This window comes from Paraburkholderia sp. AV2 (assembly GCF_054968425.1).
The window spans coordinates 39,682-53,917 of record NZ_JBANLK010000031.1; the positions used below are offsets into that span (position 1 = coordinate 39,682).

Here is a 14,236-nt window from a genome sequence, read left to right on the forward strand (position 1 = left end):
CGAACCTGTTCAGGCACGCGCCGCAAGCGCTGCCGCCGCGATGCCTTCGACCCAATCCTGATGCGAATTCAGTGCGGGACGCGGCCGAAGCCGTGCCAACTCCCTGGCCGCAGGGCCGATCAGCGACTCTTGCCAGAGAACGCGCACGCGAGCGTCAGGCAGATCTTCAATCACCCAGCCGCAATGCGCGTCAACGATCTTCCGGCCGTCGTTCTCGACCCAACCATGCCATGCGAGGCGGCCTGGCCCGCCATCGGTCGGCGTAGCGTATTCGACGATCTCGGCCTGTACCAGCGCGCCACCAACGACAAACTGAAACCGCGTGCCGAAGCGCAGCTCAGACCCGCCGCCATCATGGAAGCGGATCTGCCAGATCTCCGCAGAACTCTCGGGCCAACGTGCCGTATCGGCCAGAAACGGCCATGCATGCGCGGCGCTCAGGCTCGCCACGACCGTTTCGTTCGACACGAAATAGTCGGTTGTGCCCGGCAGATAGCTCTCGGGCCAGATTACTTCGCTCATAACTGCGATTCCTGTAAGGTGGGTCGGATGGCGATGTTCCGAAGCGCGTGACCGCTGCCACGCAAACGCATCACTCGTGCGAAAACAGCTTGTCGCCAAACATGAAAAACACCAGGCCCGCCAACATCACGCCCAACCCGGTGAACTTCCACCAGGGCAACGGCCGCAATGGCATCTGGATCAGGCCCAATCCGTCGATGAACATCCCCGCAGTCAACTGTCCAACGATGAAAAGAAACATCGCGTTCGTCACGCCGATCCGCGGGGCAAGAAACACCGTGGTAAATACGAATGCCGCGCCAATGGCACCGCCCAACCAGCGCCACCACACCTGCTGCCCGATGTGAACAAAGACAGCGGGCCAGTCGGCAAAGCAGGCCGACACGCCCCCAAGACACAGCGCACCGATCGCAAACGAAAAAAAGGATGCGACAAGGGGTTGTCCGCCAAGGCCAGCACTCAAACGGCTATTACCTGCCGTGGGGAAATTGCAGGGGTCGAGGTGGAGTTAACCGAAAAATACAGCCATCTCCTGCACAAGTTCGTAGACGATGTCACCATGCAGCTATACATGGACGAAGCCCAAACGGGCCACTCCCCGCTGTTCACCAAGTTGATCATCGCAAGTACCAGCGAAGGAATCCTCAAGCAGTACCGGACAGCGTTTGCGCCGGGTCTGGAGACCCGGCAACCGGTCAAAAATGAAGCTGGCCGCTGGGTTTCCCGGCCAAGCGGCTGGAAAATCCCGCGCGACATCGATGGCAAAATCTCGTACCGACTCCTCGACTAACCCGGAGAAAACCGGCGCCTTCCGTGGTAAGCCGAGGATTAGTTACCTTGTCAATTCGACGCGCATTTGACGTTGACGAATTGCCCGGAAAGCCTTACTCCACGGTCGATACAGAGAGGTTCGAATCCTCTCACCCCGACCAGAATTTCGAAAAAACCGCGCAAGCATTGCGGGGTTTTTTTTCGCCTGCTGTCTTTTGCCAGGTACCGCGTGCCCGATAAGCGAGCACCACGGCCCGGCCTCAACCAGCCGTCGAAGGGCTGACAACGCCCCTCTGCTATAGTCTCCCCATCCGTTTCTCTCACTTTCGCGACGCGTGGACCACCTCCCGTTATGGGCGCAGATTGGCGCCGTCTTCGTCCTGCTCATCTGCTCCAGCTTCTTCTCCATTTCCGAAACGGCGATGATGGCGCTCAACCGCCATCGGCTGAAACATCTCGCCAACCACGGCACGCTTGGCGCGAAGACCACCCAGAATCTGCTCGGCCGCACGGACCTGCTGCTCACGGTCATCCTGATCGGCAACAACCTCTTCAACACGATCATCCCGGTTCTCACGACCTCGATCGCGCTGCGCACTTTCGGCCATAACAACCTCGTGCTTTCGGTCGCGACCGGCATCGTCGCGTTCCTGATCATCGTGTTCGCGGAGATCACGCCGAAGATCGTCGGCGCAACCTTCCCCGAGAAGATCGCCCTGCCCGCCAGCCTCCTGATCGCGCCACTCATGCGCGTAACCAAGCCGGTCGTCTGGTTCGTCAACCTGTTCGCCAACAGCGTCCTGCGTCTTTTGCACATCAACACGGCCAACGCGCACAACCAGCGCCTCTCGACCGAAGAGCTGCGCAACATCGTGCTCGAGTCCGGCAGCTTCATGCCGACCAAGCACCGCAGCGTCCTCCTGAACCTGTTCGACCTGGAGAACATCACCGTCGACGACGTGATGATTCCGCGCCGGCGCATCGAGGCGCTCGACTTCGACGCGCCGCTCGACGACATCCTCCATCAGCTCGAGACCTGCTATCACAACAGGCTCATCGTCTATCAAGGCGACATCGACCGCGTGCTGGGCGTCCTGCACGTGCGCAAGACGCTGTCCGCGCTGCACAACCAGGAGCTGGAACGAGAGACGCTGCGCGAGCTGCTCGACGAACCGTATTTCGTGCCCACCGGCACGCCTGTCTTCCAGCAGCTTCAGTACTTCCAGGAAGGCCGGCACCGCGTCGCGCTCGTGGTCAACGAGTACGGCGAGATGGAGGGCCTCGTCACGCCGGAAGACATCATCGAAGAGCTGATCGGCGAGTTCACCACGACCCTGCCGCGCAGCGGCGCGGGCCGCGGCGGCTGGAACGAGGATGGCGAATGCATCGTGCCGGGCAGCATGCCCTTGCGCGAGCTGAACCGCTGGCTGCATCTCACGCTGCCCACCGACGGTCCCAAGACGCTCAACGGCCTGATCCTCGAAATGCTGGAGGAGATTCCCGAAGGCGACGTGTGCCTGCAGATCGGCGACGCGAAGCTCGAAGTGCTGCGCAGCGACGACCAGGCCGTGCGCACGGTGAAGCTCTTCAAGCCCGGCGCGAAGCCGCGCGCCAGCACGCTGAAGAAGACAAAAAAGCGCTTGCCGGGCCGTTAGCCATCTGGCCGAGTGGCGCACGAGTCGCGCGTCGCTGGATGATGGAAGCCGTCCTCCATGAAGACGGCTTCGGCCGGATACCCATGTTTCGCATTCCCTACCGTGAGGCGGCGCGCCGTGCGTGCTCGTCCGCGCTGGCGACGGCCGGCGGCGGCGGTATCGCTCGCCCGGCGGCTCCCGCATCGCTTGCCGCTACCGACGTCGACGACGCGCCCGCGGTGCGACTCCTCACCGACACGCTGCGCGAAGCCGCACGACGCAATGCCTCCGATCTCCACGTCGAGCCGCTCGAGCGTGGCTGGCGTATACGGCTGCGCATCGACGGCGTGCTGCACGAAGCGGCGCGGCCGCCCGCCCATCTGCGCGATGCGTTCATCACACGCGTCAAGGTACTCGCGCGTATGGACATTGCGGAGCGGCGCATCCCGCTCGACGGACGGCTGCGTCTCGCGCCGCCCGGTTCGGCCCAGGCCGCCGAGGACTATCGCGTGAATTCGCTGCCCACGCTCTTCGGCGAGAAGCTCGTGCTGCGCCGGCTCGAAGCCTTGCCCGCGAATCTCTCCCTTGCCGCGCTCGGGCTCGACGAACTGCAGCAGCAGGCCGTTGCCGAGGCGATCGGCGCGCCGCATGGCCTCGTGCTCGTCACCGGTCCTACCGGCAGCGGCAAGACGCTCTCGCTCTACTGCTTCCTGCAGCGGCTCAACAACGATTCGCGCAATCTGTGCTCCGTGGAGGATCCCGCCGAAATCCAGCTCGCGGGCATCAACCAGGTCAACGTGCGCGAAAAGGCGGGGCTCACCTTTGCGGTCGCGTTGCGCGCGCTGCTGCGCCAGGATCCGGATGTCATCATGATCGGCGAGATCCGCGACGAGGAAACCGCCAGCGTTGCGGTGAAAGCGGCGCAGACCGGGCACCTCGTGCTTTCCACCCTGCATACCAACGACGCGCCCGCCGCCGCGGCGCGGCTGATCGATATCGGCGTCGAACCATATAACCTCGCCGGTGCAGTGAGGCTCATCACCGCGCAGCGGCTCGTGCGCAAGCTCTGCTCTCAGTGCCGCACGAGCGCCCGCGAATCGGCCGCGACGCTGCGTGCCGCCGGACTGGACGCCAACGAGGAAACCTGGAGCGCAAGCGGCTGCGAAGCGTGTCACGGCATCGGGTATCGCGGACGCATCGGGATTCATGAGGTGATGCCGGTGTCGGAGGTGCTGCGAGATCTGATCGTCGCGAAACAGGGGGCGCGAGCCATCGCGCGGCAGGCGCGTTCGGAAGGTGTCGCGACACTGCGCGACGCCGCGCTCGCCCGCGTGCGCGACGGCACGACGAGCCTCGCCGAAGCACTCGCCGCGACGGATACGCCATGACGCCCGCTCGCGAGGTCCACACCCGGCCACCAGCCGAGTGGCGCTACGCGTGGCAAGGCTTCGATGCTTTGGGCAAGCCGCAACGCGGCACGCTGATCGCAGTCGACGTGACTGCCGCCCGGTACGCGCTCAAACGCGAACGCATCACCGTCACGGCGCTCGCGCAGCGACGGCCCGCGCCACGCCCGCGGGCGAGCCACGCCGACGTCACGCGCTTCACGCGCCAGTTGTCGAGCCTGCAGCGCGCCGGCCTGCCGCTCGCGCCGTCGCTCGAACTACTCGCGCAATCGCCCGGCCCTGGCGGCATGCCGCGTATCGCAGGCGCACTCGCCCGCGACATCACGGCCGGCATGCGCTTTTCGGATTCGCTCGCGCGTCATCCCGCCCGTTTCGGCGTGCTCTACTGCCAGCTCGTCGCGGTTGGCGAGGCGTCCGGCACGCTCGCCGCCGTACTCGGGCGTATCGCCGACGACCGCGAGCGCGCCGCCGCACAGCGTTCGAAGGTACGGGCCGCACTCACCTATCCGGTTGCCGTCCTTTTGCTTGCCGTGGCCATCACGGCGGCGCTGCTGGTCTGGGTCGTCCCCACCTTCAAACAGATCTTCGACGGTTTCGGCGCTGCGCTGCCCGCGCCCACGTTGTTCGTCCTGATGCTCTCGGCCGCCGCGGCACGCTGGAGCGCGCCTGTCGCAGCATGCATCGCGGCGGGCGTTGCCGCAACACTCGCCACACTGCGCCGCTCGGCACGAGCCCGCATCGCTTTCGGCCGCGTCGGGCTCAAGCTGCCGGTCACGGGCTCGCTGCTCACGGCGCTCTGCGCGGCGCGCTGGAGCCGCGCGCTCGGGACCCTGCTCGCAGCGGGCACACCGCTCGCCGATGCGTTCGATTCGCTCACCCACGCGAGCGGCAACGCCTTCTTCGACCACGCGAGTGCAGGCATCAGCGCGCGCCTGCGGCGCGGCGAGCGGCTCGCGTCTGCAATGCGCGCCACAGGCTGCTTTCCCGCCGACGTCATCCAGCCTGTGGCCGTTGCCGAGGAGTCCGGAGCGCTCGACGCCATGCTGCTCGACGTCGCCTCGCTCGCCGACCGTCAGGTGGACGAAAAGATCGGCCTGCTTTCGAGTCTGTGCGAGCCGCTCGTGATCGTCGTGCTCGGAGCGCTGGTCGGCGGGCTCGTCGTGGCGATGTATCTTCCCATCATTCAACTAGGCAACGTGGTGTAGCATCGCTGCCAGATTCCCGCTCCGACCATGCCTCTTCATTTCCTGCCCGCTCCCGACCTCGCGGCCACCGGCCCGGCCAGCGCCATCGACGCCGCGCTCGCCACACTGCCGCCCGCCGTGCTGATGGTTTTTGCAATCGTGCTCGGGCTCGTCATAGGCAGCTTCCTGAACGTGGTCGTGCACCGGCTGCCCATCATGGTGGAGCGTGCATGGCGCGCGGACGCCGCCGAGACGTCGAGCCAGCTATTCGCCGACGACGGCCTGCCCGAACGCTACAACCTGTGGCTACCGCGCAGCGCCTGCCCGCATTGCGGCCACGTTCTACGCGCCTGGGAGAATATCCCCGTGCTTGGCTGGCTGGCACTGCGCGGTCGCTGCTCGCACTGCCACGCGCGCGTGAGTGCCCGCTATCCGCTCATCGAACTGGCTGGCGCCATCTGCGCGGTGCTTGCGCTCGCTGTGTTCGGCCCTTCCGGCAAGGCGCTGGCCGCGTTCGCGCTGTGCGCCGCGCTCATCGCCGCGAGCGCCATCGATCTCGAACATCAGATGCTCTACGACGAAATCACGCAGCCGCTGCTTTGGGCCGGACTGATCGTGAATCTGTGGGGCACGTTCGTCACACTGCACGAGGCCGTAATCGGCGCCGTCGCGGGTTATCTCGCGCTCTGGTGCGTGTACTGGCTGTTCCGGCTCCTTCGCGGCATCGAAGGCATGGGCTACGGCGACTTCAAACTGCTCGCGGCGCTCGGCGCCTGGCTAGGCTGGAGCGCTTTGCCGCAGATCGTCGTGATCGCCGCCGTCGCGGGCGCCGCTGTCGGCCTCGCTGCCACCTGGAGCGGACGCATGCGCTTCGAGGAGCCCTTGCCGTTCGGCCCGTATCTCGCCGCGGGCGCGCTCGTCACGCTGTTTGCGGGTACGCCGTTCTATTTCATGTGGGGGAACTGAGCGATGTTCTCGGTCGGATTGACAGGAGGCATAGGCAGCGGCAAGTCCACGGTCGCCGACCTGTTCGCGGCACACGGCGTGCCGATCGTCGATACCGACGTGATTGCCCACCGGGTCACGGCGCCGCATGGCGTCGCCATGGAGGCGATCCGCGAGCAATTCGGCCCTGAATTCGTCGCAGCCGATGGCTCGATGGATCGTGCCCGCATGCGCGCGCTCGTCTTCGGCGACGAAACGGCCCGCAAGCGCCTCGAGGCGATCACGCATCCGCTCATCCGCTCGGAGACCGAACGCGAATCGCTCGCCGCGCGTGGCCCGTACGTCATCGTCGTGGTACCGCTGCTCGTCGAGTCCGGCACGTGGAAAACGCGGGTCGACCGCGTGCTCGACGTCGATTGCAGCGTCGAGACGCAAATCGAACGCGTGATGCGCCGCAACGGCTTCACGCGCGAGCAGGTGCTGGCCATCATTGCGCGCCAGGCCACGCGCGATGCGCGCCTCGCGGCTGCCGACGACGTCGTCGTCAACGACGGCGCCACGCTCGAATCGCTGGCGAGAGACGTGGACGCCCTGCATGCACGCTACCTCGCACTCGCACAATCCGCCGGCACGCAAAGCTGAACGCCGCGGCGCGCAGGGTTGACGACAGGACAGGGATCACACCGCCCGCCGCTCCCGGGCGAGCCGCGGGCGTCACGCGCGAACGGGGCGCTTTACCCGCGATTGCGACCGTAGTCCCACGGCATTAGAATGTCCTGCAATCCTTCACCGACCACGCCCGAGGCGAGCGCGCTTGATTCTTTACGAGTATCCCTTCAACGAGCGAATCCGTACGCTGTTGCGCCTCGAAGACCTGTTCGAGCGCTTCACGTTTTTCCTGACCCAGGAGGATCCGAGGGAACATCACGTCGCGCTTACGACGCTGTTCGAAATCGCGGAAGTTGCGGGCCGCGCAGACCTCAAGTCGGACCTCATGAAGGAGCTCGAAAGACAGCGCCAAACGCTCGCGCCGTTCCGCGGCAATCCCGGCATCGAGCAGAACGCGCTCGAAACCGTGCTCGGCGAGATCGAGCAGACACTCGCGGGCCTCACGCAGATGCAGGGCAAGACCGGCCAGCACCTGGCCGATAACGAATGGCTCGCCAGCATCCGCAGCCGCGCGATCATTCCGGGCGGCACCTGCAAATTCGACCTGCCCTCGTACTACGCCTGGCAACAATTGCACCCCGACCAGCGCCGCCAGGACATCGCCAAATGGGTCATGCCGCTCCTGCCTCTGCGCGATGCGGCCGCAATCGTGCTGCGCCTCGCGCGCGAATCGGGTCAAGCGTCGAAGGTGATGGCGATGCAGGGCAGCTACCAGCAAATGCTTTCGGGCCGAGCCTATCAGTTGATGCAGGTGCGCGTGGCACCGGATTTGCGCGTCATTCCGGAAGCGAGCGCCAACAAATACATGCTGTGGGTACGCTTCACGGTGCAGGATGGCGATCTGCGGCCGCGCGCCGTGGACGTCGACGTGCCGTTCCAGTTGACGCTGTGCAGCCTTTGACGGCTCGAAGCGCAGATTTTGCCAGCAGCGTTTTACCAACCGTACCGGCGCCTCGCAGAGCGCGCCCGACTGATTGACCATTCAACCGCATGACCACTGTCGTCAAATGTCCGACCTGCGGCAAGGATGTCCGCTGGGTACCGGAAAACCGCTTCCGCCCCTTCTGCTCGGAACGCTGCAAGCAGATGGATCTGGGCGCCTGGGCCGCCGAAAAGTACCGCATCGGCGGCAACGACGAAGACACGCCCCCCGATGACGAGGCGCCGCCTACGGACACGCGTCAATAGCCGGTAGTCCAGGCCCGGCCGCACCAATGAAAAGGCCGCCGGGCGCAAAGCGCCGCGGCCCTTATAGTGCCCCCCCCCCCGGCTCCCCGGCGCCCGCAACCGTCCCGGCTAAAACCCCGGCTAGCCCGCGCCCGCCCCCACAAATAAACCGCCGGCGGCGCTACGCGCGCGGCGGCCTTTCTCGTCCCGGCCTCCGCTCAACCGCACCAAGGAGGGCGAGCGGAGAAGCCGCTCCGTTTCACCGTATCACTCGGCGGCCAGCCATTCGAGCACCGGAATCGTCGCCGGCAACAGCGGCTCGACGCTCGCCGGCAGCGACTGCCAGACGAACGCCTGACCCTCGCGCCCATGGGGCTCGCCGCTCCACTCGGTCACCTTGCAGAAATAAAGCCGCACGTAGGCGTGCGGATAGTCGTGCTCGAGCGTGTGCCAGAGATGGCACGCCTTCACGTCGATGCCCAGTTCCTCGTGCAGTTCGCGCGCGAGCGCCGCCTCGACCGACTCGCCGGCCTCCAGCTTGCCGCCCGGAAACTCCCAGTAGCCCGCGTAGGGCTTGCCTTCGGGGCGCTGCGCGAGCAGATAGCGGCCGTCGGGCTGCACCAGCACGCCCACGGCCACCTCGGTCACCGGGCGCGACGGCGTAGCCATGTTCTCCGCGTGCACGCTCATGCCTCTTGCGCCTTCTTGCCCGACCAGTCGCGCGCGAACTGCCACGCCACGCGGCCCGAGCGCGAGCCGCGCTCCAGCGCCCAGACGAGCGCGTCGCCGCGCGCCGATTCCACTTCGGCATCGGCGCAGCCGAAATGACGCAGCCAGTGGCCGACGATCGTCAGGTAGTCGTCCTGCTTGAACGGATAGAAGCTCACCCAAAGCCCGAAGCGCTCCGAAAGCGAGATCTTTTCTTCGACCACCTCACCCGGGTGGATCTCGCCGTCCGGCATGTGCTTGTACGACTCGTTGTCGCTCATGTACTCCGGCAGCAGATGGCGGCGGTTCGACGTCGCGTAGATCAGCACGTTGTCGCCCTGCGCGGCCACCGAACCGTCCAGCGCCACTTTGAGCGCCTTGTAGCCCGACTCGCCTTCTTCGAACGAAAGGTCGTCGCAGAAAACGATGAAGCGTTCGGGCCGGGTCGCGATCAGGTCGACGATGTCGCCCAGGTCGTGCAGGTCGTCCTTGTCCACCTCGATGAGACGCAGGCCGTCATTCGCGAAAGCGTTCAGGCACGCCTTGATCAGCGACGACTTGCCGGTGCCGCGCGCACCCGTGAGCAGCACGTTGTTAGCGGGCTTTTTCAGCACGAACTGGCGCGTGTTGCGTTCGATGAGGTCCTTCTGGCGGTCGATGTTCTGCAGGTCGTCGAGCGAGATCGACGACACCTGCGGCACCGGCTGCAGATAGCCGCGGCCCTGGCGCTTGCGCCAGCGAAACGCCATCGCGGCATTCCAGTCGACGTCGGGCGCGGCCGGCGGCAGCACCGCTTCGAGGCGGCCGAGCAGCGCCTCGGCGCGGGTCAGAAACTGTTCGAGCTTGTCCATGGGCTTGAAAGCGAAATCGGGAACGAATCAGGAGCGGTAGTCCGCGTTGATGCTCACGTAGTCGTGCGAAAGGTCGCAGGTCCAGACCGTGGCCTCGGCGTTGCCGCGGCCCAGCAGCACGCGGATCGTGATCTCGCTGTTCTTCATGACGCGCTGGCCGTCTTCCTCGCGGTAGTCGGGATTGCGGCCGCCCGCCTTCGCAACGAGCACCTCGTCGAGGTACAGGTCGATCTTGCCCACGTCGAGGTCGGTCACGCCCGCATAGCCGATCGCGGCGAGGATGCGGCCTAGGTTGGGATCGGAGGCGTAGAAAGCCGTCTTGACGAGCGGCGAGTGGCCGATCGCGTAAGCGATCTGACGGCACTCGGCCACGTCCTTGCCGCCTTCCACCTGCACGGTCATGAACTTCGTCGCGCCCTCGCCGTCGCGCACGATCAGTTGCGAAAGCGTCTGTGCGACTTCCGTCACGGCGTCGCGCAGTGCCGCATACGCGGGCGAATCGGTGGACGTGATGGCCGGCAGGCTCGACTTGCCCGAGGCGATCAGGATGAACGAGTCGTTGGTCGAGGTGTCGCCGTCGATCGTGACGCAGTTGAACGAGCGGTCGGCCACGTGCTTCACGAGCTCGTCGAGCACCGGCTGCGCCACGTTCGCGTCGAATGCGAGGAAACCGAGCATCGTCGCCATGTTCGGCTTGATCATGCCCGCACCCTTGCTGATGCCCGTGAGCGTGACCGTATGGCCGTCGATCGTGACCTGACGCGAAACGGCCTTCGGCATCGTGTCGGTGGTCATGATGGCCTGCGCGGCGTCGTACCAGTTCGCGGCCTTGCGGTTCGCCAATGCGGCGGGCAGGCCCGCGATCAGCCGGTCGACCGGCAGCGGCTCGAGAATCACGCCCGTCGAGAACGGCAGCACCTGCGAGGGCTCGATGCCCGCGAGGTCCGCCAGCGCGTCGCAGCTCGCGCGCGCGTTGGCGAGGCCCGGCTCGCCCGTGCCTGCGTTCGCGTTGCCCGTGTTGATCACGAGCGCGCGGATGCCCTTGCCGCCCGAGCGGACCTTTGCAAGATGCTCGCGGCATACCGTCACCGGCGCCGCGCAGAAGCGGTTCAGCGTGAACACACCCGCGACGCTCGCGCCTTCGTCGACGGAGATCACGAGCACGTCCTTGCGGTTGGCCTTGCGGATGTTGGCTTCGGCCCAGCCGAGCGTCACACCGGCGACCGGATGGAGTTGTGCGGGATCGATCGAGGGGAAATTGACAGCCATGGTGGCGACCTGTCGAAAAGGCAATGCCGGCCGAGGCACATCGGGCCTGGCCGGCATTGGGAATCAAAAGGCAGGCCCGGAACGCTTTCCGGGCCACCGGAATCAACGGCAGGACCGCATGCGCCACGCGGCGAACGAAACAGCGCGCGCGCCGCCCGACATCACGAGATCTTGCCGTGGCACAGCTTGTACTTCTTGCCGCTGCCGCACGGGCACGGATCGTTGCGGCCCACCTTCGGCACATTCTGGCCGTCGGGCGTTACACCTGCGTGGCTCATGGCCGCGCCGACCATTGCCGCCGCGGCGTCGGCCGCGGGCGCTGCCGCCGTGGGCCCCGCAGCCGCATCGGCTTCGGCGAACTCCGCATGGCGGAACTCGACGTTCTCGAGATGGCTGCCCTGCTCTTCCAGTTGCTCGGCGGCCTCTTCGAGCTGCTCCGGCGACTGGATCTGCACGTTCATCACGATACGCGTGACTTCGTGCTTCACGGCGTCGAGCATCGCGGCGAACAGTTCGAATGCCTCGCGCTTGTACTCCTGCTTCGGATTCTTCTGCGCATAGCCGCGCAGATGGATACCCTGGCGCAGATGGTCGAGCGCCGCGAGGTGCTCGCGCCAGCTGCGGTCGAGCGTCTGCAGCATGACCGAGCGCTCGAACGCGCTGAACGACTCGCGGCCCACGAGCGTGACCTTCTGCTCGTAGCTTTCGTCAGCGGCGGCGAGCACGGCTTCGAGAATCTCGTCGGCGTCGATCGAGGTCGACTCGTTGATCATCTCCTGGATCGCGAGGTCGAGCTGCCACTCGTTGCGCAGCAGTTCCTCGAGCTCGGGCACGTCCCACTGCTCTTCGATGCTGCCGTGCGGCACGAACTGACGCACGATCTCGGTGATGACGCCGTGGCGCATCGCCCCGATCGTCTCGGTGATGTCGTGCGCTTCGAGCAGCTCGTTGCGCTGCTGGTAGATCACCTTGCGCTGGTCATTCGAGACGTCGTCGTATTCGAGCAGTTGCTTGCGGATGTCGAAGTTGCGCGCTTCGACCTTGCGCTGCGCCGACTCGATCGAACGCGTAACGATGCCCGCCTCGATCGCCTCGCCTTCCGGCATCTTCAGGCGGTCCATGATCGCGCGCACGCGGTCGCCCGCGAAGATGCGCAGGAGCGGATCTTCGAGCGAGAGATAGAAGCGCGACGAGCCCGGGTCGCCCTGACGGCCTGCGCGGCCGCGTAGCTGGTTGTCGATGCGACGCGACTCGTGGCGCTCGGTGCCGATGATATGCAGACCGCCGGCGGCCTTCACCTGGTCGTGCAGCGTCTGCCACTCGTCGCTCAACTGCTGGATGCGGCGCGCCTTTTCGTCGGCCGGGATCAACTCATCGGCTTCGATGAACGACGCCTGCTTCTCGGCGTTGCCGCCCAGCACGATGTCGGTGCCGCGGCCCGCCATGTTCGTGGCGATCGTGATGCGTTGGGGGCGCCCTGCTTCGGCGACGATCGCCGCTTCCCGCGCGTGCTGCTTCGCGTTCAGCACTTCGTGCGGCAGACCGGCCTTCGTGAGCAGATGGGAGAGCAGTTCCGAATTCTCGATCGACGTCGTGCCCACCAGCACCGGCTGGCCGCGCTCGTAACACTCGCGGATGTCGCGGATCACGGCGTCGTAACGCTCGCGCGCGGTCTTGTAGATCTGATCCTGCTTGTCGATCCGCTTGGGCACGCGGTTCGTCGGGATCACCACGGTTTCGAGGCCGTAGATCTCGTTGAATTCGTACGCTTCGGTGTCGGCCGTGCCGGTCATGCCCGAAAGTTTCGCGTACATGCGGAAGTAGTTCTGGAACGTGATCGAGGCGAGCGTCTGGTTCTCGCTCTGGATCTTCACGTGCTCCTTCGCCTCGACGGCCTGGTGCAGGCCGTCCGACCAGCGGCGGCCAGCCATCAGACGGCCGGTGAACTCGTCGACGATCACCACTTCGCCGTTCTGCACCACGTAGTGCTGGTCCTTGAAGAACAGCGTGTGGGCGCGCAGCGCGGCGTACACGTGGTGCATCAGCGTGATGTTCTGCGGCGCGTAAAGGCTCTCGCCCTGGCCGATCAGGCCCCACTCGGCGAGCATGCGCTCGGCCTTTTCGTGGCCCGATTCCGTGAGGAACACCTGGCGCGCCTTTTCGTCGAGCGTGTAGTCGCCCGGCTTTTCCACGCCCGTGCCGTCGGCCTTCTCTTCGCCGATCTGGCGCTCGAGCAGCGGCGGCAGCGCGTTCATGCGCACGTAGAGTTCGGTATGGTCTTCGGCCTGGCCCGAGATGATGAGCGGCGTACGCGCTTCGTCGATCAGGATCGAGTCCACTTCGTCGACCACCGCGAAGTTCAGCGCGCGCTGCACGCGCGCCTCGGTCTCGTAGACCATGTTGTCGCGCAGATAGTCAAAGCCGAACTCGTTGTTCGTGCCGTACGTGATGTCCGACGCGTAAGCCTGCTGCTTCATCGCGTGGTCCATCTGCGACAGATTGATGCCGACCGTCAGACCGAGGAAGTTATAGAGACGGCCCATCCACTCGGCGTCGCGCTGCGCGAGGTAATCGTTCACCGTGACGACGTGCACGCCGCGCCCGGAGAGCGCGTTCAGGTAGGCCGCGAGCGTGGCGACGAGCGTTTTGCCCTCGCCCGTGCGCATTTCGGCGATCTTGCCGTAATGCAGCACCATGCCGCCGATCAACTGCACGTCGAAGTGGCGCATCTTGAGCACGCGCTTGCTTGCTTCACGGCAGACCGCGAAAGCCTCGGGCAGCAGCGCGTCGAGCGAAGTGCCCTTCGCGACGCGCTCGCGAAACTCGGTGGTCTTCGCGCGCAGTTGATCGTCGGTGTATTGCTCGATCTGCGGTTCGAGCGCATTGATCGCCGCGACCGTCTTCTGATATTGCTTGATCAGGCGCTGATTGCGGCTGCCAAAGATTTTCTGTAAGAAACCGGTGGTCATCGGATCGGTGTCTGCGTCGCGGCTTCGGCCAGGATTCCCGCGCGGGTTTTGGCGCCGCTTTCGGCGTTTAGCCTGCGCTACGCACCCGGATCGGAAGGACCTCGGCGGCTTAAGCCCAAATTAGTGGATTCGAATCGGACA

13 protein-coding genes and 1 pseudogene are annotated in these 14,236 nt (G+C 65.6%); 8 read left to right on the forward strand and 6 right to left on the reverse strand.

All coding sequences use genetic code 11. The annotated features are described in order from the left end of the window. Nucleotides 1–9: 9 nt before the first annotated feature. Entirely contained in the window at nucleotides 10–522 is a 513-nt protein-coding gene (locus tag V8683_RS20610) for an SRPBCC family protein (protein WP_411188423.1), read from the reverse strand. Between the two features lie 70 nt (nucleotides 523–592). Next, nucleotides 593–991 (reverse strand): annotated as a pseudogene (locus V8683_RS20615) (DMT family transporter); the annotation flags it as partial. Nucleotides 992–1,093: 102 nt separating this feature from the next. Between V8683_RS20615 and V8683_RS20620 the strand changes: the two are divergent. The 8 genes from V8683_RS20620 (at nucleotide 1,094) to V8683_RS20655 (ending at nucleotide 8,319) form a co-directional block, all read left to right on the forward strand. Further along, nucleotides 1,094–1,312 (forward strand): hypothetical protein, encoded by a 219-nt coding sequence (locus V8683_RS20620; protein ID WP_411188422.1) that lies wholly within the window; start codon nucleotides 1,094–1,096, stop codon nucleotides 1,310–1,312. 316 nt (nucleotides 1,313–1,628) lie between these two features. Then, nucleotides 1,629–2,948, forward strand: a complete 1,320-nt coding sequence (locus tag V8683_RS20625) for an HlyC/CorC family transporter (RefSeq protein ID WP_411188421.1) — start codon at nucleotides 1,629–1,631, stop codon at nucleotides 2,946–2,948. Nucleotides 2,949–3,031: 83 nt separating this feature from the next. Further along, nucleotides 3,032–4,315: a GspE/PulE family protein gene (locus V8683_RS20630; protein WP_411190488.1), complete on the forward strand. Its 1,284-nt coding sequence runs from the start codon at nucleotides 3,032–3,034 to the stop codon at nucleotides 4,313–4,315. Continuing rightward, nucleotides 4,312–5,538, forward strand: a complete 1,227-nt coding sequence (locus tag V8683_RS20635) for a type II secretion system F family protein (protein WP_411188420.1) — start codon at nucleotides 4,312–4,314, stop codon at nucleotides 5,536–5,538. Before V8683_RS20630 ends, V8683_RS20635 begins: the two co-directional genes overlap by 4 nt. A gap of 27 nt (nucleotides 5,539–5,565) precedes the next feature. Further along, a complete protein-coding gene (locus V8683_RS20640; protein WP_411188419.1) occupies nucleotides 5,566–6,483 on the forward strand; it encodes a prepilin peptidase in 918 nt (305 codons plus the stop codon). Nucleotides 6,484–6,486: 3 nt separating this feature from the next. Further along, nucleotides 6,487–7,104, forward strand: coding sequence for a dephospho-CoA kinase (gene coaE, locus V8683_RS20645; protein WP_411188418.1), 618 nt, complete (start codon nucleotides 6,487–6,489; stop codon nucleotides 7,102–7,104). A 172-nt stretch (nucleotides 7,105–7,276) separates the two neighbouring features. After that, nucleotides 7,277–8,032 carry a cell division protein ZapD gene (zapD, locus tag V8683_RS20650; protein ID WP_028228657.1) on the forward strand — a complete coding sequence of 252 codons (756 nt, stop codon included), beginning with the start codon at nucleotides 7,277–7,279 and terminating at the stop codon, nucleotides 8,030–8,032. 89 nt (nucleotides 8,033–8,121) lie between these two features. Further along, on the forward strand, nucleotides 8,122–8,319 hold the full coding sequence (locus V8683_RS20655; RefSeq protein WP_027794401.1) for a DNA gyrase inhibitor YacG: 198 nt from the start codon (nucleotides 8,122–8,124) through the stop codon (nucleotides 8,317–8,319). A 246-nt stretch (nucleotides 8,320–8,565) separates the two neighbouring features. Here V8683_RS20655 and mutT read toward each other — a convergent pair whose 3' ends face one another. The 4 genes from mutT to secA all read right to left on the reverse strand — a co-directional run bounded on the left by mutT (nucleotide 8,566) and on the right by secA (nucleotide 14,095). After that, nucleotides 8,566–8,988 (reverse strand): 8-oxo-dGTP diphosphatase MutT, encoded by a 423-nt coding sequence (mutT, locus tag V8683_RS20660; RefSeq protein WP_411188417.1) that lies wholly within the window; start codon nucleotides 8,986–8,988, stop codon nucleotides 8,566–8,568. After that, the gene (locus V8683_RS20665) at nucleotides 8,985–9,857 is read right to left on the reverse strand and encodes an ATP-binding protein (RefSeq protein ID WP_411188416.1); all 873 of its coding nucleotides are present in this window, start codon (nucleotides 9,855–9,857) and stop codon (nucleotides 8,985–8,987) included. Before V8683_RS20665 ends, mutT begins: the two co-directional genes overlap by 4 nt. Nucleotides 9,858–9,884: 27 nt before the next feature. Continuing rightward, complete coding sequence (gene argJ, locus V8683_RS20670; RefSeq protein WP_411188415.1) at nucleotides 9,885–11,126, reverse strand: bifunctional glutamate N-acetyltransferase/amino-acid acetyltransferase ArgJ; 1,242 nt, start codon at nucleotides 11,124–11,126, stop codon at nucleotides 9,885–9,887. 161 nt (nucleotides 11,127–11,287) lie between these two features. After that, the gene (secA, locus tag V8683_RS20675; protein WP_411188414.1) at nucleotides 11,288–14,095 is read right to left on the reverse strand and encodes a preprotein translocase subunit SecA; all 2,808 of its coding nucleotides are present in this window, start codon (nucleotides 14,093–14,095) and stop codon (nucleotides 11,288–11,290) included. Nucleotides 14,096–14,236: the final 141 nt, after the last annotated feature.